10 protein-coding genes and 2 pseudogenes are annotated in these 23,173 nt (G+C 59.2%); 3 read left to right on the forward strand and 9 right to left on the reverse strand.

What is annotated here, in order from left to right; genetic code table 11:
- Positions 1-112 precede the first annotated feature (112 nt).
- Positions 113-4,249: a hypothetical protein gene (locus tag CI807_RS12430; RefSeq protein WP_095014867.1), complete on the forward strand. Its 4,137-nt coding sequence runs from the start codon at positions 113-115 to the stop codon at positions 4,247-4,249.
- A gap of 40 nt (positions 4,250-4,289) precedes the next feature.
- On the opposite strand, the gene CI807_RS12435 is transcribed toward CI807_RS12430, so the two are convergent.
- The 4 genes from CI807_RS12435 to CI807_RS12450 all read right to left on the reverse strand — a co-directional run bounded on the left by CI807_RS12435 (position 4,290) and on the right by CI807_RS12450 (position 16,195).
- On the reverse strand, positions 4,290-9,395 hold the full coding sequence (locus CI807_RS12435; protein WP_095014868.1) for a dermonecrotic toxin domain-containing protein: 5,106 nt from the start codon (positions 9,393-9,395) through the stop codon (positions 4,290-4,292).
- Between the two features lie 199 nt (positions 9,396-9,594).
- A complete protein-coding gene (locus CI807_RS12440) occupies positions 9,595-10,182 on the reverse strand; it encodes a hypothetical protein (RefSeq protein ID WP_095014869.1) in 588 nt (195 codons plus the stop codon).
- A 90-nt stretch (positions 10,183-10,272) separates the two neighbouring features.
- Complete coding sequence (locus CI807_RS12445) at positions 10,273-12,717, reverse strand: hypothetical protein (protein WP_095014870.1); 2,445 nt, start codon at positions 12,715-12,717, stop codon at positions 10,273-10,275.
- A gap of 385 nt (positions 12,718-13,102) precedes the next feature.
- Positions 13,103-16,195, reverse strand: coding sequence for a transglycosylase domain-containing protein (locus tag CI807_RS12450; RefSeq protein WP_095014871.1), 3,093 nt, complete (start codon positions 16,193-16,195; stop codon positions 13,103-13,105).
- Positions 16,196-16,951: 756 nt separating this feature from the next.
- On the opposite strand from CI807_RS12450, the gene CI807_RS12455 reads away from it, so the two are divergent.
- The gene (locus tag CI807_RS12455) at positions 16,952-18,370 is read left to right on the forward strand and encodes an amino acid permease (RefSeq protein WP_095014872.1); all 1,419 of its coding nucleotides are present in this window, start codon (positions 16,952-16,954) and stop codon (positions 18,368-18,370) included.
- A gap of 39 nt (positions 18,371-18,409) precedes the next feature.
- Here the strand turns inward: CI807_RS12455 and CI807_RS12460 are convergent, their stop codons facing one another.
- The 5 genes and pseudogenes from CI807_RS12460 to CI807_RS31770 all read right to left on the reverse strand — a co-directional run.
- Positions 18,410-19,540: an OpgC family protein gene (locus CI807_RS12460; RefSeq protein ID WP_095014873.1), complete on the reverse strand. Its 1,131-nt coding sequence runs from the start codon at positions 19,538-19,540 to the stop codon at positions 18,410-18,412.
- A 132-nt stretch (positions 19,541-19,672) separates the two neighbouring features.
- Positions 19,673-19,969: a cupin domain-containing protein gene (locus tag CI807_RS12465; RefSeq protein ID WP_095014874.1), complete on the reverse strand. Its 297-nt coding sequence runs from the start codon at positions 19,967-19,969 to the stop codon at positions 19,673-19,675.
- Between the two features lie 58 nt (positions 19,970-20,027).
- The gene (locus tag CI807_RS12470; RefSeq protein WP_095014875.1) at positions 20,028-20,312 is read right to left on the reverse strand and encodes a putative quinol monooxygenase; all 285 of its coding nucleotides are present in this window, start codon (positions 20,310-20,312) and stop codon (positions 20,028-20,030) included.
- 11 nt (positions 20,313-20,323) lie between these two features.
- A pseudogene (locus CI807_RS12475) lies at positions 20,324-21,172 on the reverse strand (IS5 family transposase).
- 782 nt (positions 21,173-21,954) lie between these two features.
- Positions 21,955-22,233: pseudogene (locus CI807_RS31770) on the reverse strand (transposase); the annotation flags it as partial.
- Between the two features lie 488 nt (positions 22,234-22,721).
- Between CI807_RS31770 and CI807_RS31285 the strand changes: the two are divergent.
- Entirely contained in the window at positions 22,722-23,084 is a 363-nt protein-coding gene (locus CI807_RS31285) for a hypothetical protein (RefSeq protein ID WP_157742021.1), read from the forward strand.
- Positions 23,085-23,173: the final 89 nt, after the last annotated feature.

Genomic DNA, 23,173 nt, shown 5'->3' on the forward strand with positions numbered 1-23,173 from the left:
GGCGTAGTTGCCCTGTTCTGGGGTAACTGTGTACCGCAGGCCAGTGTGTGGTCCGCACTAGTTTCCCTGGCTTGCGTGAGTCGTCGACTCACCCCTGCAAGGAGAAAGCCCTGTGATACACCCGAACCCCACGGCGCTGCTGCGTCAGAAGCACATTGACACGATCCACACGTTGTTCCTCGATCTGCCATCCCTGCGGGCGGTGGCCCAGGCCAGCGTCCAGGCTCATCTGGACGAGCACTTCGCGCTGCGCAGGCTGACTGCCGAGCAGCTTTACGTGCGCCTGCCATCACCCGCTCAGACCGCGACAGATGAATACCAGCCATTGGCCGATGCACTGGTGACGCGGCTTGCCAATGGCGAGCCTACGCTTTACGCGCTCAACCACCATGACGTTGTGCAGTTGAAGGACGGTCACTATGAATCGGTTGCACTGAGCCTGTTCGAGTGCGAAGGGGTGGTCAATGAGTGCGGCGCGCAGTTACTGGCGTCTTATCAGGAGCAGTTGCAGGCCGGGTGGAAAGTGCGTTGGTTACCGCTGGTCGAGGCTTTGAAGGGCATCGTCAGCGATACCCCCACACAACCCGGTATGAGCGAACGGGACCTGGATACCTTCTTCTCGTTGTCTTGCACCCGTCCCGGCGGCCAACTGACGGCGCCGGCGGGCCCGTTGCACGTTTCGACAGTGCACATCCGACGCCAGGGCGCCGGGGCCGACGAGCCGGGGCAGGCTTTGCCCCTGTTGTTGCTCAAGGCAACCGCCTCCACTGCCATGGCGCTCTACAGTCCCGCCTCGGGCGTGCACTTGCTCAACGATCTGGACGCGATTGGGCCGTTGCTGGCCGATCATCTGAGCCCGCTGTTGGGCGAATCGCCGGGGGAGTGGTTTGTGTGTGATTACACAGGCCCGGCCCCTGAAGCGCTCGCGAGCAGTTACCTGGCACGGCAATTGGCCGAAATCGATGCCATCGACCTCACGGTGCGTAGAACGGCGCAGCAGTGTCAGGACCTGCTCAATGCCATCACCGATACCCGCCGCTGGTTTGTAGCGCCGTTGAGCGCTTTCGGGCAGGGGGTTCGGGAGGCGATGCCGACCTGGCTGTTCAATGCCTCCCAGGTCGAACGAGTCGAATTCGCACAACGGCTTTGCGATCAGGTGGGTCATTTGAATCGTGCGCATGGTGAGCGTTTTTTCCCCGAGATACCGTCCCTGGCGGCGTTTGCCGAGGCGGCGTTGCAAGGCTGCCTGGACAACGAGCCGCAAGCCATTTCGCTCAAGGCCCAAGACATTCACTTGGTGTTCGGTCCGCCAGACGGCGAGCCACTTGAGCTGACCCTGCCCACCTGGGCCCTGGAATCCCTGGGTGGGTTCGCACGTACGCCCACAGCCATTACGCTTAAAGGGGAGGCCGCGCCCACCTGGCTAACATTTTCCATGCTCGAAGGCTGGCGCGAACACGCTGACCTGGCCAAGGCGTACGGCGCGGTGCTGAACCAGCAATTTGAACAGGCGCAAGGCTTGGACGTAGGGGCCCGGGGCTGGGACGAAGCGCCGAAAGGGTGGGGCCTGAACAACGCGGGAGCGCAGATGATGTCGCAGCTCTACCTGTCAGCGTTGATGTACAAAATCCGAGGCCTGCACGGGCTGACCCAGCAGGGATATCAGATGATCACCGAGCTTGGGGGGGCAAGGGCCCCTTCGCGACTCTTCCCGTTGGCGCTGAGCATTGGCGAAAACAATCAGGCCGTTGTACAACACCTGTATGTGCTGACACGCAGGGACATGCAGCCGGGAAGATGCGTGTTATTCACTCCGTTACTGCACCCGGTCGTGCAGGAGTTCATATCGTTGGAAGGGGTGCTGGCGGCGATCCAGCAGCCGGGCCCCTTGCGTGACGGTGTCCTGGCGTGGCTGCCGGCTGATCGCAGGGCGCTCTTCGAGCCCCATCTGACGGATGTCAACAAAGCGCTTGATCCTTGGCTCACAGTAGAGCTGAGCCAGGATCCCACGTTGGCGCGGTCAATGCGTGGGGCGTTCTTGAGCGTCCTGCAGGCATTGGCAGAGTGGCCGGCGTCGGGCGGGGATCCTTTGCACTGGGCCAGCTTCAAACCCGGAGGCTGGTCGCTGCCGTATGGGCTGACGCCGTTGGTCCAGGGCGTGGATACCCTGACCGGATGGCTGGGGCAATTGATGAGTGACGTACGTCGGGATGTGCCTGGGTATGTGGGCGGCCCCAGGGCAAGTATGGACCTGCTCGGCAACCTGGCGTGGTTGCTGGCACATGAGGTCTCGCCGGCTAACGTCCAGTTGCACTTGAATTATTACGCGGACTTGTTATCCGCATCGAGGTTCGCGATTCCGCAGGTGACGCAGAGCCGTCCGAAGCTCACCCGTATTCCCATGCCTCGGACGTTCACGCAGCCGGATAAATGGGGGGCGGTACGCAGTGTTAAAGCGGCCATCTTGCAGGCGCGGCAACAGGTGGGCGTGCGGGTCGAGCAGCTTCAGGCCGATTACGATACCGCCAGCCGCAAGCGCGACCAGGCTGAGGCGCGTGTGACAGCGCTGTCCACTGCCGTCGACGGGTTTACCGACACCCTCACGCAGACGCAGGTCAGCCAGGTGCTCAAGCCGTACCACCATACCCTGCACGTCAAGCTCAAGGCACTGTCACAACAATTGCAGACACTTAAGCACCTGCGAGCCTTAGTACCGCGCCTGGGCTATGAGACGCAGATTTGCGCCCTGCTGGAATCAATCGTGCAAACGGCGCGGCTCCTTGCAGTCCTTGAGGCACGTCACATTGTTACACTCGACACCCAACTTGCTGGGTTGCTGGTTGAACGTGATCCCGTGCGGATCAAGGCCAGGCATGACCGTCTGGTGGCGTACAAGTGGTCGATTGCCTTGCGTGATCTGGAAACGCGTCATCTCGATGAGTTGAGGGCGGTCATCGGCTGTGGTGCCGAAAAGGCGCAAGCGCTGACACCGGCCGTTGCGCCACCCTCGGTGTTGGCGTTGCAGGCGCAGCAGCTGCGCAGGCTATGGCAGGCGGCCTGGTGTGCCGAGGCGGCGGGGAGCCAGACAATGTTCAGTGGCCTGCTCGAAAAAAACCTGCAGCGCGCTATGTGCGCCAGTCAGTCCCATGCAGGGTTTAACGTCCTGAACCGCGCCGAGCGTATCGACTTGCTCACCAGCGTGATACAGGTCTACGGCGAAACCATCGACCAGATTGAGTTTTGCACTGCCGTGACACCCCAAGCGTTTGATCTGGGATACCTCGGTGAGCTTCAGACCTTGATCGGCGAGTTATACGATGCAGCGGAACACCACCTGCTGGCGACATTGGCGGACCCTGTCAGCCTGCCCTCGGAGGCGGCGCGCGGCAGCTTGATTCGTACCCGTAGCGGCGATGTTTATCAGGCGCACATTCTCGACGCCACTGAAGAAACGCTGTCGCGCACCGCGCAAGTGCGTGACATCGACGATGAAGTGATTGCCATCTTTAGAGAAACAGTCGACGCGCTGTGGCACCCGATGGCGGAAAGTCATGCCAGGTTTCCCAGCCCTCCGGGCTCCTCCCTTGCCGATTTGATCAAACTGGGCCAGCAAACGATCGCGCAGATCGATCAACTGATCGCTCAAGTGATCAATAGTATCCCTACTGCCAAGTGCGCACATTTGCTGCCCAACTTGCTCGAAGTACCGGCCCGTCTCCTGGAGGCGCACGACGCAATACTGGTCTACATGTGGAAGGAGCTGGACATCACGCAGCAGGCCTTGGCGCAACCGCACAAAGCGGCTTGGCTGGCGGCGGCGGCACGTTTGCACGAGCAGGAGGCTCGCGTCCGTCTCGCTGCCATCAAAGCGCATGTGCCTGTCCAGGCCGCTGTCGACGCGTTGCTGACCGGTCGCGATGCCGTGTTACTCAAGCAGCCGGGGCGGTTCCGGGTTGACAGCGCCGCGGATCAGTTCGTGCAGTTCTACCGGGTGCAGGAGGTACCCAGCGGCCAGCCCCTGGCGTATATCCACCTGCATTACCCATCGTCAACCGGTTGCGATGACGTATTCATCAAGGCCTCTCTCAATACCTGCGCGCAGCACCACGCGATCAGGCAAACACAGCCATCACTGTCATTTGCTCGATGGATGATCGCGGATGCGGCCTCAGTGCTGGCCAGCCATCGCAGCGAAGTGGGAGAAGCCTTTATCTGTCGCTGGATGGACGACGCGGATAGTCGCGCCTAAGCGTGGCGCAGGCGCGAGCTAAGCCGCGCCTGCGCTGCTTTCAGCTGTTCGGTAATGGCGCTCTGTTGCGGCGCGTTTGGGCTTTCTTCAGGGCTTGACGCGTCAGGCTGCGCATCCATTCTTTTTCGTTATAGCCCAAGTCATTGAGCAGGCGATTGCAACGTTCGTCGCTCAATGGTACGTCGGCGAACACCACACTTTCGGGGACCTCCAGTTCGTAGGCCAATGCCTTCAGCACCTCTTTTTGCTGCGGTAGATGTTCTTCCAGCCATTGCGCCTGCAGGGTTTGCAGGTCATCCAGGCGGTAAAACTTCTGTGTGTAGGTATTGGCATTTTCTTGATAGAGACTGTCGTAGGTTTCGCGCAGAAAGGTCTCCCAGAACGGCTCCAGCAGCATCTGGTTGACCAGGCCGTCGCCCTGGCCCAGTTCTCGCACCATGTTGTAGGCCCGGTCGACCTGCGTCGGGCTGACGCCAGCCGTCTCGCGGTACAGCATGTGATCGGACAACCAGGGCAAGTCCAGCAGGTAGGCCAGCGAGGTCTGGTAGGACAGGTGGATCTCGACTTCATCCACCTCGCCCGCCAGGCCGTTCACAACCTGTGACCTGAGCCGCAACCCTTCGCCACCGGCCTCTACAGGACGCAGGCGGCGGGCGATATCCTCTTGGGCCACCAGGTTCAGGTGTTTGAGGCGTGCCGAGCCCTTCGCCAGGGTTACCAGCCGGCCTTCCAGTTCAGCCAGCGTTACCGAAAAGCGCCGTGCCTCGCTGGCCATGACCTCAACGCCCATCTCATTGAAGATCTGCGCGCCACCGTCGCCACACAACCCCGGAAAGCTCGACAGTTTGAACAGCCGTTCGCGCAGGGCGCTGTCGGCGTGGGCCGCTTCGATCAGGCGCCAGACCCGCTCTGTCTGTTCAGTCTGGTTGAGGGCAAAGCGCCGCTGGTCTTCAGGGGTCTCAAAAAACGTCGGTGGTTCAAGCAATTTGATGACCTCGAAGAACCCCTGTGAACCGTGCTCCGCCTCAACGGCGTCCCATAATCGCTCGCGCTTGAGGCGGGTGTCGAAGTCGTCGCCTGTCGTCCACGGGTCGCTCTTGCCCTGAGGTTCGTAGGTACGATACGGGTCCAGCCCGGCCTCGGTGCGGTAGCGTTCGTACAGGTCGCGTTGATCATTGCTCAGTGCGTTGCGCTCCAGGCGGGCCCGCGCCACGGTGCGAGCTGCGCTGGGCTCGGGTGTCAGGGCGGGCAGGTGAGTGATGGGGTTACCGCTTAGATCCAGAAAGAGCGCAGCCTCCCTGGGGTGGGCGAACAGTCCCGTGGGCCATTCACTGATCTGCGTGTGGCTCAAGTCGAGGTGACGCAATTTGGGCATCAGGCTGATGTCGGGTTGCAAGCCGAGCGGGTTATGGCTCAGGGCCAAAGCTTGCACACGTCGCAGATTGCGTAACAGCGCAACGTCTTCCGGGAATAACACCATGCGGTTGTTCGACAGGTTGAGGTTTTTCAGGGAGAACATCTGCCTCAACTCACTTGGCAAGCGCGTGACGGCGTTGTAACTCAGGTCCAGTGAACGCAAAGACGGGAACAGTTTGAGCAAGCTGCAATGAGTTTGGCTGAAGCTGCTTTGGCTCAGGCCCAGGTACGTCACGTGCTCGAAGGTGACGCTCAGTTCGGGCAGGGACTCGGGCAACGGTATGCCGTCCAGCATCAACCGGGCGCCGCTCTGGGTTCTGCCCCAATCGTCGGTGTATTCAGCGAAGCGGTCACCCCAGCAGTGTTCAAGGGTGTGCACCAGGCGTTTGCGCCTGATGCGCTGTTGGTGTTCCTCGGGGCTGCCCTTAGGGTGCAGGGTGGGTGTCTGTTTCCATGCCCGCAATTGGGCGTGCAGCGTGTATTTTTGCTCGGTCAGTTCATCCAGGGTGGCGTTCAATTGAGTGGGAGGTATTTCGTCAATGAAGCGTTTGAGCCGTTCCTCGCTCAAGCTGGGAAACAAGCGTTGCAGGACGTCGCGGGCGTGTTCGGGGTTGGTCTGCGCGCGGGTTGGCCGGCAACTGCTGAGCGTCGGCCCGCCGAGCAGTTGCTGGGTTTCGCGGGTGATGACGCGGTGCTGTTCAGGCTCGGCCAAGACCCTGCGCCGTTCGCTCATAGGTTCGAAGGTGGACATCAACCATTCCTTGAAGGCTTCGCCCTGGCCGGGCTTGAAACCCAGGTTGCTCTCGCCGGGCAAGCCCAGTAATACGGCTTCGTACAGGCTAGTGAAACTGTGCAATTGCAGACCTGCGCCGTCGTAGACCGCATACCCCAGGCTGCTGTGCACCAGCAGCCGCCGGGTGGCGGCGGTGTCCTGGCCAACTTCACTGCGCAGGGTGCCGTCCACGCTGCCCTCTCGGATTTGCACGTGCAGGTCAGCCAGCGCATCGGTATTGAAAAGCAGGCTTTTGAGGACCAGGTTTTCGGTCGCCGGGGTGGGCGCTGCCGGAGGATAAAAGCCTTCGTAGGCGCGTACCGATTCGGCAGACAGGTGCAGCTCACTGGCCTGATTGCGCAGGCGCAGAGGCCAGTGTTGTGTGTCGGCCAAGGTCTGCCGTTCGCTGGGCAGGGCGTTGTCCAGCAGGCGCTGTGCCAAGCTCAGTTCGAGATTGGGATGATCTGCTCGCAGACCAATGATGGCGGGGTCGTCGCTCGCTTCACTGGCCCCATGGAGTGCTGGCGCCAGGTCGCCGGTCTGGCTCAGTACGTAGTTGGCCAGTTTATCGCGTAGCGTTTGTACCCGTTGCTCTGCAGGGACTTCCCCACCCAGCAGGGTGGTGATGGCCGCTTCATCAAGAAACCCCAAGACCCGTTCCGGCAAACGTCCGGATAACACCTCGCCGATGCTGATGCGCAATGTGTCGGTGGGCAGTGCGTCCGAGGCGCCGTAATGGTGCGAGCTGCCGGTCAGGTCGGGCTTGAGAAACACTTCCAGCGCTTTGCCCTGGGGCCACCCGTCAAGTTCGGTGACCATTTGTTCGAACCAGTCGTTCGCCGGGTCCGCGCTCAAGGCTTGCCCTGTACGGATGTGCTCACCTGCACGTTTGAGCGCTTCGACGGCTTCCAGGCGCTTGAGGCTGGCGTCGAGCAATGGCGGCAAGGGCTCGTTATTGACATACATCCGGCGCAACACGCCGTCTTCAGTGCCGCTGGCGATTCGCAGTTGCTCCAATTGCAGATCGCTGAACGGTTGCACGCGATGCCCAAGGCGGCGCATGAGTTCGGGACGCTCCCAGGTGCGCGGGTTTTCGCCCTCATGGGTCACGACACCGTCGCCGTTCAATTGCACGCGCGGCTGGTACGCCTGCGGGCGTTCGGGGTGTACCACGCGGTGCTCTTCGATGAGCGGGTCGTATTGCACTTCCAGAGGGTGGGCATCCAGGGTCAGCAGGGTTTTGCCTTCGCGTGAGTGAAGGCCAGAGGGCGAGGGCGTAGAGCCTTCGGCAATTCTCAGGTGTTTTTGCGCGTAGGGGGTGATGTCCGGGTTCCACAAACGCCGTGTACCGTCGGCCCGTTCCACGGGTATCAAACCTTCGACAAAAGGCGAGAGTTTGAGGCGCGTCAGCGTGCCGAGCTTGGTTGCGCCGTCAAACAATACGAATTGGCCAACGCTTTCGACCACCCCGAGTGCGTGTTCCCAGGCTTCAATCCGCCGGCCCTGGGCCCAATCGACGATGCCTTCGAACACTTCATCCAGCACTTGGTAAGCACTGTAGGCGAGCATCAGTTCACCCAGGCCGGGCACGAAGGGGGTCAGCACCAGCAGGGCGGCGTTGAGGATGTCCGACAGCATCTGTTCCAGGTTGTCCCACCAGGCCCAGCGTGCGCGGCGGTCGACGTCTGCGGTAGACCAGGCAATGTCGCGGGCATCGTTGACGACTTTATTCAGCTGCGTGCGAAACAGGTAATGCCACAGCGTATCGGTGGCGGGCGTGGGGGGGCGCTGGCGATAATCGAGTTGCCAGTGCTGGACGCTGAAGTGCAGGTTGGGGTCGCTAATCGGCGTGTCCTTCCAGCTCGGCCCACTGTCTGTGCGCGCCTTCTGATGCCATTTGACCTGGCTCAGGCGCGCATTGAGCCCCGCAAAAAAAGCGCCGCGCTCGCGGTGGGGCACGAACTGGCTGAAGAACACTTGATAGCGCGCCCTGTCGCGCAACTGACGGGTCAGTTCCTCCATGAAGGCGAGCGGCGAAGGGTATTCCTTGAGCGGATGGTCGGGGTCTTCAGCGACGTAGGCGATCACTCGACTACCTGGTGTGTTGATAAACAACACGATGCCCACCAGGGCCACATTCATCAGGCTCAGGGTGTAGGCCTGAAGCGGGGCGCCATCCAGTGTCGCGCCTGGGCGATCGTCCACCAGCTTGAGTATGGCGTCATGGCCGTGGTGCTTGAGGTCGCCCCTGACCAGCGCCATGTGGGCGGCGGATTTTAACGCGGCCTTTTGGCGGCCCACCCCATCATCACGCAATGCACGGGCGACCGTCGGGTTGTTGAACCCGAGGGCATCGGTGAGTTTGCGTTGATACTGCGCGCCGATATCCAGCGTGCGACAAATGCTTTTGAAACGCTCGGCCGTGAGCCGCACGCCGGTGGTGCGGTGCGGTATCGACAGGATGTCGCGCTGCCCCCGAGCGTCTTGCGGGCCAAGAAAGGCGAAATCGAGAAAACGGTCGGCGGCGGCGAAGTTACCCAGCGCCGCATCAAGCAGCGAGACGGTTTTGCTGGCTTGTGCACCGGTCACGTTGATCGTCCACCAGGCCTTGGCGGCTTCCACGTAAAGGCGCAGGTAAGTGTTGCGTACATCAACGTCGCCGTAGTCACTCAGCGCCGCTTTGAGCAGGGGTTCGGCAAACGCATACACATCGTTCAAGCCGGTGAGCCGTTTGTCCAGAAGGTTCTGCCGATGCCAGTGGTCAGCGATGGCGGTTTTGAGTTGTTGGTGTTGCTCGGGGGCGGCATGGGGGTAAGGCGGGAAGTCGTTCAGCGGTGTGGCCTGGAAGGCGGCTATCCGGAAGGGCGCGGTCTGGATAAGCCAGTCCGGCAGGTTGTCTTGGAGATACGTGTAATGGACGCCGTTGAACGGTTCGTCGAGCGTGGCTGTATCGGGCATGGATCAAGTCCTGAACAATCGGATTAATCCATGAGTGTGTTCAGTTGTGTCACGTGGCGGTGGCAGATAGATAGTGCAGCGTGTCAAGCGGTGGGCTAGGTGCGCATGGCCGTTTGCAGCCCTTCATCCTTGAGGGTGAAGCTCGGGTTTGCCAGCGTGGAGCGAGCAAGCTCGCTCCTGCAATCAACAGCCTTGTGGATCAGACGGGAGGCTGGGACGGGCCCGGACGCGTCAGGTCTATGGGGACTCCAAGTCCCAGTCGGTTGACCCGCGCCGCAACAGTAGGAATGGCCATATTGAAGGAGCCGTCGTTACTCACGTATTTGACCCAGGAAGATGGGTGGAGGCCCCGATCAACGGCAAATTTCCAGGCCGCGGTTGTATTCTGGTACTCGGGTCGAAGGGCCAGCTGATACCAGTCTTGATAATGTGTGTCGGTGACGTGGGTGAAATACTTGTCGGAGGGTTTTGTCAGTCTTGCAAAGCGGGCTTCGCCAAATCTGTTCAACGTCCCGTTCTTCGCGTTCACGTACAAGGCAAAACGCTCTGGACGAATGTTATGTGATTTTGCAAATGCAGCGGCAGCTGCTTTGGTCGGTTGCTTCATGTTTACCCATGTCATGAACAGTTCGTCTGTCAGGTGTGTAAACGCTTCAGGATTGAGCCGCGCCTTGCCAAGTTCGCTAATTTCGCCGCGTTGCTTTACAAACTTGTTCCACGAGCGGTGCGTGATATTGCGACTCCTGAAAAAAGTGGCTGGGTCCAGATTGGTGGCCGGGCTGGGCAACGCCGCGTTGGCTTTGACGTGTGCGTCCCATTCTCTAAGTGCTACGGTTACTTTGTTGTCGCTTTTTGGTCCACCACCGGGCGCACGTTGTCATGTGTCCAATTCCCAGCGTTTGTTCGGCAGGCGCCGCAACCGGAACGGGGTCAAGCCTCCAGAGGGCGTGAGTACGGGGGCGACCAACCCATTGCGGTCATAGACGTTGAAAGAATTCTGAATGCGGTACACCTGCTCCTTGCCCTTTTCACCGACGCCGCGTACCAGATAGGTGGGTGGCGAGCCGGGGACTCGATAAATGCCTGTGCCTTGCGCCAGTTCCGCTCCGGGCGGGATGCCATTTTTCACCAGCAGGCGGGAGCTTTCTTGTTGGAAGTCTTTCTGGTACTTCGTCAGGTTCGGTCGCCGTATGTTTCTCGCGGGCCTCAGTAGCATGGGCAGTGGCTTGATACCCAGGCTGGCCGTGCGCGTCACCCCGGCGACCGTGGTGGTGGCCTTTGCAAGTTCAAACAGCATGAGCGCGCGTGGCCCGCGACGTACGACAAGCCCCGCCGCGGTTCGCCCCAGGCTGCGCAAGGCATGGACCGAGGTGCGCCCGGCCCGGCCGACGAACCTGGCGGCCGAAGAGGCCAGTTGCCCGCTCCAGGGAAGCCCGCTCAGTACGGTGGTTACCACTTCAACGCCGAACAGCACTTTATTGAGGGTGGACTGGGCGTTCAGCTCTTCGTTAGTCACGCTTTGCTCGTCGGCGTTGTTCAGCAGGTATAGATAGTTCTGCCGGTACAGCCCGGTCCAGACATCGCCTTGGTGTGCCGCCAGGCGCGGATTGAATAAGCGTGTATCGGCCGGTAAGCGTGCACGAAGATAATCCAACCAGGCGGAGCCCTGCATCAGCCAGGTCAGTTCAGCCTCGTTGGCCATTTCCCTGAGTTCCACACCGTCGGGTGCATTCGCGGCATACAGGACGCGCATGTCATCGGCAGCGGTGGAGAGAATCAAAACGCCATTCACGGTTTGTCCACCACGGCCTTCGGGGGCGTTGTTGGCTGGGTTGAACATCAGTGCATTGGCGATCACTGCGCGCCCATCGACCAGTGGGCGTGTCGCGGGTTGTGGAGAGGCCTGCACCGCCGCCATCCAAGCGGCTGCTTTCTTTTGCTTGGGGGCACTGTGTGTTTCCCTGAGGTAGATATCAGGATTCAACCGGGCCGAAAGGGCCGCATAGTCAATAACGGATGCCTGGCTCGCGCGCCACGCCTGTCTCAAGGCGCGGGCCTCGGTTGCCGTAGTCTGCGGGGCGAGGTATTTCTCGAGCACGTTTTGCGTGTACTGGTGGCCAACATTCAGCTCCTTGACCCACAGCTCTAGGCGTTGTTTGTCCACGGTGATGGGACGCCCACGCGTATCGCGCACCCAGTTTCCCTGGGGGGTGGTCAGTGTGGCATCCAGATCGTCGTTTTCGACCCAGGTGAGGCTCTTTGCCCAGGGTTTTGTGTTTTTCAACAGCAGGTTGGTCAGGCTCATCCGCTTGCTCGTGGCGCTGGTATGCGCAGTTCCAAAACCTCCTCCATCGGCTACGACCCGTGTTCGGGTGATGTGGGTGACTATCGTCTTGTCCGGGTCAATGCCCTGTTCGGGATAGTCCTGGCCTTTTTCGGCCAGGAAGGCGCGAATCTTTGGCAGTACCTGTCGCTTTGCATACTCGGCCAATGTTGGAATAAGCGCTTGCCATTGCTTGGTCAGTTCATCCTGCTTGGCCTGGGTGGTGTCGGCCTGGTCTTGCAGAGCCTTCTGGTCCGCCGAGCTCAAGCGCTTTTCCCAGTCTGGCCGCCAGTGATCCTTCAGCAGTCGGTTGCGCGCCATGAACGGCCCGGCCAAATCCACCAGTTCGGCCAGTTCCAGGCGGCCATTTTTTTCATTGTCCGATTCGCCCTCGGTCAGGCCCAGAATGGTCTCGATGTCGGACTGCTGTTTGTCGAGCAGCGCCTGGATGCTGTCAGCCACGAAGTCGTCGGTTATCGGCGCATAAGTGGTACTCAGGTCGTTGCCCCACAGCCCGGTTTTGCCATGCTGAACCGCCAGCGGCAAGCCGCTGATACACAACCTGCCGGCGTCTTCGCCAGCGTTGATGCGGGCTTTCAGCGTGTCATGCAGGGCTTGCAGGGACGCATATTCTTCAAACCCCATGTCCGGGGTATACAGCACTACCGCGCCAACCCCGGCCGTGTGAGTACTGAGGTTTTTGTGTCCATGGGGCCAATGGGGCGCGACGGGGCTGGAGCCGTCATCCAGGGTCAGGACGAAGCTGGCGGCCATACGCGCATGCGCGGCGGGGCCTGTGTCGACGGTCAACTGATACACACCGGGGCGGTTGCCATGGCTGAAGCGTGCTTCACGTCGGGCCTGGGTCGGGTAACGCAGTGCGCGATCAATCAGCAGTTTGGCTTGTGGGCTCAAGGTATTGTCGGCCACGCGCAGGCGTGCCTGTATCTCCAGGGCCTGGCGCTGGACATCGATCAGCCGAACCTGTGGGCAGACCAAATTCGGCGCTATCGGCGTACGCCAATAGGTGGTGATCTGCCTGCGACGCAGTGTCGTAAACGTACTCGTTGAGATAAACCGTATCCGGGTTCGGTGCACTGGCAGGCACACGTTTTGCCAATGCCTGGCGCAGTTCGGTGGCCATGACCGTTGACAGGTCTGGCTGTGCGTCCAGCAGGTGCTCGATGGCGCTGATACACACTGGCACACGGCGTAGCAGGTCCTCGGTAGAAGGTTGGGGTTGTGAAGGCATAGCGCGGGTTTCCTGTCGCGATAGGGGGAATCGTGCAGGCCGGTGTCAGGGAAGGGGCCGCACGCTGATGCCAAGACTAATTGGCGTCGAGCGAGCGTCAGGTCTAAATAAGCACTAGGTGATCCCTTCCTCTTACCGCAGGCACGTGGCGGAACTCCGCGGTTGTAGTAGCGGGTAGAGAATCGGAGCCATGCCTTTGAGCACCTGTACCGGCAACGCCGACGTGAAGGTGAAGTGCTGGGCGGAGGTGCCTGGCACAAAGGCGGTCAGCGTGCCGAAGTGGTGTTCGCCGATGTAGAACACAAAGGTTGCCGTGCGGTTGATGGATTTGGAATTGAGAATGTGCCCGCCGGTACTCATGGCTTGGATGCGGTTATCGCCGGTGCCGGTCTTGCCACCCATCGCCAGCGGTGTGCCGTCCGCCAGTTTGAAGCTGCCGGCCACGCGTTTGGCTGTGCCGGCGTCCACCACTTGGGACAGCGCGCCGCGCAAGGCCGTGGCGACTTCGCTCGGTAGCACGCGTTTGCCACGGTTCGGGTCATTGACTACATGGGTTTCATAGGGCGTGCCGCTGGCGAATTGCAGGCTGTCGATACGCAGCACCGGCAGGCGCACGCCGTCATTGAGGATGATCCCCATCAGTTCCGCCAGTGCGGCAGGGCGGTCGCCGGAGCTGCCGATGGCCGTGGCCAGCGATGGCACCAGGTGGTCGAACGGGTAGCCCACGGCCTGCCAGCGCTGGTGGATATCCAGGAACGCTTCGATCTCCAGCATGGTGCGGATACGGCTGTCACGGGCGCTTTGATGGCGGCTCTTGAACAGCCAGCTATAGACCTCCTGGCGTTCGAATTCGCTGGCCTTGACGACATCGGTGAAGGTGGCCTCGGGATGATTGAGCAGGTAGCCCAGCAGCCACAGGTCCAGGGGATGCACCTTGGCGATGTAGCCTTGGTCGGGCAGGTCATAGGCGCCAGGGCCATAGCCTTGATACAGCCTCTCAAGGCGCTCGTCAGTGAGTTTTTCAATGGTTTTGACGTTCTTCAGGTGCGCACGCACAAAGGTGTTGAAGCTCTCCTGACTGGCCTGGGGCAGCAGGTAGCGGTGCACGGCGGCCAGGCGAATTGCGGTGGGGTGAAGGCTGTCCATGAACGTATCGAGGCGCGCCTGGGTGTCTTTGTTGCGGTATTTTTTCCAGAACTTGAGCAGGAACGCGGTGCCTTCGTGGTCGGCGAATTTGGCCAGGTATTCCTGGCGGCGCGGGTCATTGTCGTCCTTGAGCAGTTGTGCGCTGTTGTCTTCGCCCGAATACGTGGTGTAGCGCACCAAATCGCGCATCAGACGAATGAACGGCAGGTTGATCGACTCGCGCAAGGCATCACGCAGGGTCGGGTTGCGGCTGTTGTCTTCGTTGCGAAAGTTATGGAAACGATGCAGCCCTCCACCGGTGAAAAATGCCTCGCCAGGGCTGGCCGAATAGGTGCGGTTGAGGGCCGCGTCGAGCATCTTCGACAGGTCGCGGTCGGGATTCTGGGCCAGGTAGTCCAAGGCCCAGCGTGAGAGGAGGTCCTGGTCGGGTACGTCGACTTTTTTCAGCTCAGTCGGTGTTTTTGCGCTGTAGCGATCATGCAACTCGGTGATGATTTGCAGGTAGGTGGTCAGCACCCGCAGCTTGGCGGTGGAGCCCAGCTCCAGCTTGCTGCCGTCGTTGATGTCGAAGGGCTGGTCGGTGTTGTCGGTTTGCACCCGCACGCGCGCGCCATCGGGCGTCAGCTCGAACAGGGTGAAGCTGTAGCGCACCTGGGGTGTGCTTTGCGGTGTCAGCAGGCGCGGGCCAAGCAGGCCCATTTGCGCGGCGAACGCCGGGTCGGCCAGGCGCTTGAGGTAGTCGGTGGCCTGTTGTTGCAACTCGCCCTGCAAGGTGCTGGTGGCGGACAGGTCGAGGCGATCGAGGTCATACAGCGGGCGGTTCAGTAGGCTGGCGAGACGGCTGCGGGCAACGTTGATCGCCTTGTTGGTCTCCACCGGTTGGATCGTCGGTTGCTGTTGCCAGTCGCGGTAGGTGACGTGGCTGGCGAGGGCTGCCGCCAACAGGTTGGCCGGGATCACGGCGTTTTGCGCGAGCAAGCGCAGATGGCTGTCGGTCAACTGTGCGAGTTCGTCACGGCCTTTGTTCAGGTAATGGGATGGGCGGCGCTGGGCGATCATCAGCGAGAGCACCTGGCGCAGGGCCAGGCCGCGTTTGGCCAAACTCGCCGGGTCTTGAGCTGTATCACTCAAGGCCTGGTTGACCTGGTTGAAGTCGGCGCCGTACCACACCCGCAACCCTTCGGCCATGCCGTGCACTTCGCCGTGGCCCGGCACCGCCGACAGCGGCACGCTGTTGAGGTAGTCGCGTACGATATTCTGGCGGCTGTCGAGCGTGTTCGGCCCGGCCTGATAGGCCCTGACGCTGGCGGAGAGCATCTGGCGGATTTTCTCTCCACCCGAAAGGGTCAGGCCGTCAGGCGAGTGGCGATATTTTTCCAGCTGCGTGGCCAGGGTACTGCCGCCAGCCGTTTGCCCAGGCAAATGCAGGAGCTTCGCCACCTGCGACCAGGCCGCCTTGGCAAAGCGCGGCCAGTCCACTGCCGGGTTGGCCAACGGTTGTTTGAGGTCGAGCAATTCACGGTCTTCGATAAACAGCAGACTTTGCACCACCAACGGCGGGATTGCGGCAAAGTTGGCGTAAAGCTGTTGCGGGTAGGTGAAGCTGTAGAGCGGCATGGCACGGCAATCGGTAATGGTCAGGCCGGCCTGGACTTTCTCCGCGTAGGGCACGAACAGCCCGTGCCGGGTGTAATCCATCAGTGCGGACGAGAAACTTACCTGTGCTTGGATGAGGTAATTGCGCTTGAGCAGGCGTGGCAGGAATTCATTCAGGGCGCTGTAGCCCAGGCGCTGGTCGAATGGGCCTTCGCCTGGGTAAACCATGGCATCGCTGGCGCCGGGTTTGACCTGATAGGTCAGTGACGCGGCAAACTGGCTGAGGTGTTCGGCCTGCAGGCGCGAGGTGCGCATTTCCTTGCTGGCGGCCCAACCCAGGGCCGCCAGCGCGATTACCAGAACCAGCCACACCAGCCGCCACCACAGCGTTCGCGGGCGGGAGCTTTGTGGCAATGGCGGTTGATCCGGGCTGTCGGTTGCTACCGCAGCCCTGTTCGAATCGGTTTGCCATAAAGCACCCATAGTCGATTGATCCATTCACGCAGATTGATCGGACGTATGTGAAAGCTTAGACGCTGCTGGGCGTGATCAAGGAATTTGTCTTGCGCCTAGCGGATCTGCTGTTTGAAGCTTTGGTTGAGCAAGCTGCGCCAGCGCACGTCGTTGGCCTGTGTCGTCACCACCTTCAGTGCTGTCCTGAGGGTGGAGGATCAGTCCATTCAGGATGTTGGTCAGGGTCGGTTGCCTGTTGAACTCCATTTATGGGGGAACGGGTCTCCAGTCAGCGTGTTGTCTGGAGGAACACTGTTTACCGCCACGTGAACGCAGCCCGTCAGTAAGGTGGTTTTTAGTTGTGCGGCAATTTGGCGGATGGCTTGCTGGCGCTGATGTACGACAGCTCGAAACCAGCGGGCATGGCAAGGCGCCTGTTCTGCGACGCAACATCGTGGCAAGGGTGGTGGTGAGTCGTGGCGGCCGGTGCAATGACGCTGCACCCTCGCTGTGCAATACTCGGCGCCGTTTATTGGCGACGATTCCTATGCTGTCTAGGTAAAGCGCCTCCGCAAAAGCGGCTTTTACCGAGACTTCTCGCTGAATCTTGCCGTTTATTGAGTGAAAATCCCTGGGTTGAGCTTTTTATACTGCACCCCCGCTGATCTGGCCCCGCCAGACGGGCTGGCCCATGAGGCGAGTCCGGTGTGAAGGCGTCATGGCCGATCCGTCATGACCTCCGGCACCCAGTGGCTCAATCCAATAACAAGACGAGGTTGTACCCTTATGCCAGTTGGCAACCACCTGCCCCATGGCGAGACCGCTCAGGGCGGCCCGCTGAAACGTGAACTGGGTGAACGGCATATTCGCCTGATGGCCCTCGGCGCCTGCATCGGTGTCGGCCTGTTCCTGGGCTCGGCCAAGGCCATTGAAATGGCCGGCCCGGCGATCATGCTGTCCTACATCATTGGCGGTCTGGCGATCCTGGTGATCATGCGCGCCCTCGGCGAAATGGCGGTACACAACCCCGTCGCCGGTTCGTTCAGCCGTTACGCCCAAGACTATCTCGGCCCGTTGGCGGGCTTTCTGACCGGCTGGAACTATTGGTTCCTGTGGCTGGTGACCTGCGTCGCGGAAATCACCGCCGTGGCCGTGTACATGGGCGTGTGGTTCCCCGACACGCCGCGCTGGATATGGGCCCTGGCGGCTTTGATCAGCATGGGCAGCATCAACCTGATCGCGGTCAAGGCCTTCGGTGAGTTCGAGTTCTGGTTTGCGCTGATCAAGATCGTCACCATCATTGCGATGGTGATCGGCGGCGTCGGCATTATTGCGTTCGGCTTTGGCAATGACGGCGTGGCGTTGGGTATTTCCAACCTGTGGGCCCATGGCGGCTTTATGCCCAATGGTGTGCAAGGCGTGTTGATGTCCCTGCAAATGGTGATGTTCGCCTACCTGGGCGTGGAGATGATCGGCCTCACGGCCGGTGAAGCGAAGAACCCGCAGAAGACCATTCCGAGTGCCATCGGCTCGGTGTTCTGGCGCATTCTGCTGTTCTACGTGGGCGCGTTGTTCGTGATCCTGTCGATCTATCCGTGGAATGAAATCGGCACCCAGGGCAGCCCGTTTGTGATGACCTTCGAGCGCCTGGGCATCAAGACCGCTGCCGGTATCATCAACTTTGTGGTGATCACGGCGGCGCTGTCGTCCTGCAACGGCGGTATCTTCAGCACCGGGCGTATGCTCTACAGTCTGGCGCAGAACGGTCAGGCACCGGCCACGTTCGCCAAGACCTCCAGCAACGGCGTGCCGCGCAAGGCTCTGCTGCTGTCGATCTTCGCGTTGCTGCTGGGTGTGTTGCTCAACTACTTGGTCCCGGAGAAAGTCTTCGTCTGGGTGACGTCGATCGCCACCTTCGGCGCAATCTGGACTTGGCTGATGATCCTGCTGGCCCAGCTCAAGTTCCGTAAGGGCCTGAGCCCGGCAGAACGGGCAGGGCTCAAGTACCGCATGTGGTTGTTCCCGGTCAGCTCCTACCTGGCGCTGGCATTCCTGGTGCTGGTAGTTGGTCTGATGGCGTACTTCCCGGATACCCGAGTGGCGCTGTATGTGGGGCCGGCATTCCTGGTGCTGCTGACGGTGTTGTTCTACGTGTTCAAGCTGCAGCCCACCAACCTGGCCTCGCCTTCGGCGCGTTCGGCCTGATACTGGGAATGGCCCGTTGCGCGCAACGGGCCATACAGCCTACTGCGGCTGTGCCGCCAATTTGAGCGACTGATCCAGTCGTTTGTTGAATTCCAGCCACACAGCCAGCATCACCATCAATGCCGCGCCAGCAACTGCCGTCAGTATTTGCATGGCGAATGCATCGCCTGCCAAGGCATTGATCATGTCCGCGAGTGGCGCGAGCACCACGCCAAGGCAAAACACTTCCAGCGAGTAACGGCCCATGCGACAGGTGTGCTGCGCCAACCCGTTTTCGGTCCACGCACGGCTCGGCAGCAACTTCGCCGTCACATAGGCCAACGCGAGGAAATGCAGCAGGCGCACGGGTGACAGGTCAGTCTTGCTGATGGGGTAGAGCAAGTCGCTGAGCTGCGCGGGCATCCAAGCGTCATGCACCTCGGGCCAGCGCCACGATAGCGTCAGGATCCCCGCGACCATCACATACAGGGCCGCCGCCACGAACAGGGGGCGGTGCAGGAGCGGGCGGGTGTCCACAGGACGTGTCTTCCCCGCATGGATAGCCGCCGCGCCGCCCAGCACAAACAAAAATTGCCAGGTGACCGGGTTGAAGTACCACACCCCATCGGCAATGGCCCTTAAGTTCCAGCCCATCCAGGGGGCCAACAGGTAAATCGTTGCTGACCCGACCACTACCATCCAGGTCTTGCGCAGCATCAGTGGCAACACCAGCGGCAAACCGCCCAACAGCACAATGTACAGCGGCAACGGGTCCATCAGGTTGGGCTTGAAGCGCAGCAGCAACTCATCTGTCAGGGCCTGTTGCGGATGGGTAACGAAGTGCGTCAGTCCCATCTCCTCGACAAGGTCGCGGGTTTCGACATGGCTGTTGGCGAAGAACACGATGCCCATCAGCATCGCCAGCAAGAAGATATGCACCACGTACAACACCCAGGTACGACGCAGGATTTTCAGTGAGGCAATCCAGTAGCCGTCGCGCTGCAGGATCTTGCCGTAGGCCAGTACGGCGGCGTAACCGGCGAGGAACACAAACACCTCCGCCGCATCGCTGAATCCGATGTTGCGCAGGGTGATCTGGCCGAGGGGGTTGTGGGGGACGTGATCCCAGAAAATGAAGATCAACGCCAGGCCCCGAAAAAAATCGATGCGTGGGTCGCGTCCGTTCAGCATGGCAGCGGGCTCTTGTACGAAGGGTTTATTAATGACAGGCGAACGCGGGTGTTGTCGTACGCCGCACGTCGGGCGGGCGCAGGTTGGCGGTATTTGTAATCAATTGCAAAGCTTGGGTATTACTGAATGTCTCTAGACATCCAGGATAACCAACGTGCCATGGCTGCCTGCAAGCACGGCATGGGCGGTGCCGGCTTCCATCAGGTACATCTGGCCGGCGCCGACCTTGATCGGTTCGCCGCCCAATGACAAGTACAGACACCCATCGATCACCAACAACCCTTCGTTGTAATCATGGGTTTCCTCCTCATACGCCTGCGCATCCATGCGCAGCACCTTGACCCGCGCCGGGCCAACCTGACCCAGGCGCGTTGATTTCCAAGTGTCGGGCAGTTGCTCGGCGATGGCGGCGAAGTCCAGTAACGGCATGTGAATCTCCTTGTTTCAACGATGCCGTCGGTGGTCCGGTTCAGCAGGTAGGGTTTGTTTAGAACGCATCCATCAGCAGTACTCTGCATGGCTTGGCTTGATAGGCATTGATCTTGGGTACCAGCCGAATGAAGTGCTCGGTTTGACAATGTGTATCAAGCGCCGCGTGGTCGGGCCATTGCTCGACAAAGATAAAGTGCCCTGGGTCTTTTTGATCAATGAACAGATCGTAGGCGATGCACAGCGGTTCCTGGCGGGTTTTTTCAACCAGTTCGGCGTACCACGGGCGCACGGTTTCCAAGTCCTCGGGCTTGATAAAATCTTCGGCTATCACTTTCAACACGACAGCGGTCCTTAGGTTCTGTACGAAAAGTAATGTCGTAAACACCGCATAGCACAGGCCAGCGAAACCATCGCCGCGTAACTTTTCGCGAGTTTGTCGAAGCGCGTCACGATGCGGCGGTTCTCCTTCAGCCAGCCAAACATACGCTCGATGATATTGTGCTGCCGGTACTTGGGACGGTCAAATACTCGCGGCAATCCCAGCTTAGGTTTACGTTTCATGCTGCGCAGAGGAATCACCGGCTGCATCCGATACCGCTCGCAGTACCGACGCAACGCTTCGGCGTCATAGCCTTTATCCGCCAGCAACCATCGGCAGCGCTTGCGCGGGCGACCGCGCAAGCTGGGTATGTACGCCTCATCCAGCAAGGGCTGCGTGTAAGCGATATCGCTGGCCTGTCCGCCCGATAATAGAAACTTCAGCGGGACGCCATTGGCAGCGCACAGTATGTGAATCTTGGTGGTCAGGCCGCCCCGGCTGCGCCCGAGTGCGTGGTCTTGCGGTTCTTCAGGCCCCCTTTTTTTCCACCACCAGAAGAGGCCCGGGTTGCTCGTACTGCGGTGGAGTCAATCATCCAGGTCTCCAGATCAATTAACCCTTGCTCGTTGAGCTTGATGTGAAGCCGCTTGAGCATTTGGTCAAACGATCCGCGATTGCGCCAATCACGAAAGCGCTGATACACCGTTGACCAGGGGCCGAAGCGCTCTGGCATGTCACGCCAGGTAGCACCAGAGTACCCAAAGAATGCCGTTGAGCATCAAGCGATCATCTGTTCGTGAGCGCCCGCTACGGCGCGGATCATAAAAGATATCTGCAACCAAATCCCAGGCTGCGTCGGGGAGTTCATACCTTTTGGCCATCGTGGGCTCGTCGCGGACTTTACTGAATCTCAACGGTCGTGGAATTCAAATTGGTTTCGGCTGATTTCGCACAGAGCCTAGCTTTTAAGCGAAAGGGGACGATTAATAAATCGCCCCCTTTTCCGGGTTTTCAACTTTCCTTTTCCGCAGCATCTATCGCGAAACGATATAAAAAACTGTCATATTTTACAGGTGCCTTTGTAAAAATCACCTCCTACCCTGAACTACGAAAACAAGAAAAGTGGATTGGCAGAGACAAATAGATCTGCTCTCCTTTCCCTTTTCACATCGATGAAACACTAGTCTAGTAAGCAGAGCAGGGCAGCCAAATAGTTTGGCTGCCCGCAATCGTGAAAACACCGCAGAGAGAGAAAAACCATGAGCTATACAGGCAGTTTTGCTGACGGAGTGTTCACCTTCTCAGGAAGCACCGAAGCGCAAAAACTATATACCTGCATGAGGCGGGGGCGGGAGGGGAATACGCAAGAGCCTTTACCAGAAATGGTGACTTTGTTTTGACTGCCTCTGGGCTGCCGGGTGGGCAACATAGCTTTGCACTACGCACGAGTGGTGATAACGGAAAGACTTTTTCCGAATGGTTTCAATTAATTAACTTGAATGTAGGTTACTCAGACAAAGGACAATAGGGGTGACCCTATATTTTATGGACATTCCAACGTTGTAGAAAAAGCTGACCCATTTTTTTACTAAAAAATTCTACCTTCGAGAAAAATTACAGGACGTAGCAGCCCATACCCGGGTGGTGCCCTAGGCTCTGTACGAAAATGTCGCAAACACCGCATGGCACAAGCCAGTGAGATCATCGCCATATGACTTTTCGCGAGCTTGTCGAAGCGCGTAACAATGCGGCGGTTCTCCTTCAGCCGGCCAAACATATGCTCAATGATGTTGCGCTGCCGGTACTTGGGGTGGTCAAACATTCTCGGTAAACCCAGCCTGGGTTTGCGGCTGCACAGCGGGATGACCGGTTGCATTCGGTAGCGGTCGCGATAACGACGCAGAACTTCTGCGTCATATCCCTTGTCGGCCAAAAACCAACGTCAGCGTTTGAGGTGACGACAACGCACACTCGGCTGGGGGTATAAGCCTAATCCAGGTTTCCAGATCGATTAACCCTTGCTCGTTCAACCTGATGTGAAGTCGCTGAGCATCAGGGGATCATCTGCGCGAGGCCGACCGTTTCGACAACTTCCCATAAAGAAATCAGCGACCAAATCCCAAGCCAAATCGGAGAGGTTCATACCGCTTTGCCATCCATGGATTCCTTTCCTTCTATGGCTGCGAACTCTACCGAATTTCAGCTCCCAATACCCACTGTGAGATTTCAAGGGATTTCGTTCAGATCCGACCACTTCCTTCTTAAATTTTATTGAATCATAGCGAAACAACATAAAAAACTGTCATATTTTACAGGTATCAAAACAGTTGCTGTTGCCTACCATTTCTTACGTAACAAGCAAACGGAAAATGCAGCTGAATAATTTTTCTCTTTCCTGAACTATCTTAACTGTGTAAGGGAGTACATCATATGGGCACGTCATCATACGATTTTGAAGTAGGCAAACTGTACAATGTGCAAACGTCAAACCAGACATTCAGCGGAATTGTTCAAAGCGTCACGAAGGATACAATCTCTTTCAAAGATCCTGCGGACAATCAACTAAAAGCTATTTCTCGAAAAGATATTACAGATGCAAACAAGGTTAGCCTGGGTGCGAAGGTGGTGGATGGTCTTGTAGGGATAGGCACAGGAGGCAATCAACCAAATATACCTATACCACCTGGGGCTGGAAGCCCAAAAGAAACTAACGGGGGGGTCCCAGGACGCAAGTATCACCGTCTTGGCTGTGGTTGCGGAAAATGTGGCGACGGAGGCTGCTGGATTGGTTGACAATAGGAAAAAATTCAACTCATTCAAACTTTCGCCTAAAACCGCCTTCCAAGACTTTGTGAAAATCTAGAAATCTGCGCGGTGCTCAA

Source organism: Pseudomonas sp. NS1(2017), from assembly GCF_002269425.1.
Lineage (GTDB): Bacteria > Pseudomonadota > Gammaproteobacteria > Pseudomonadales > Pseudomonadaceae > Aquipseudomonas > Aquipseudomonas reactans.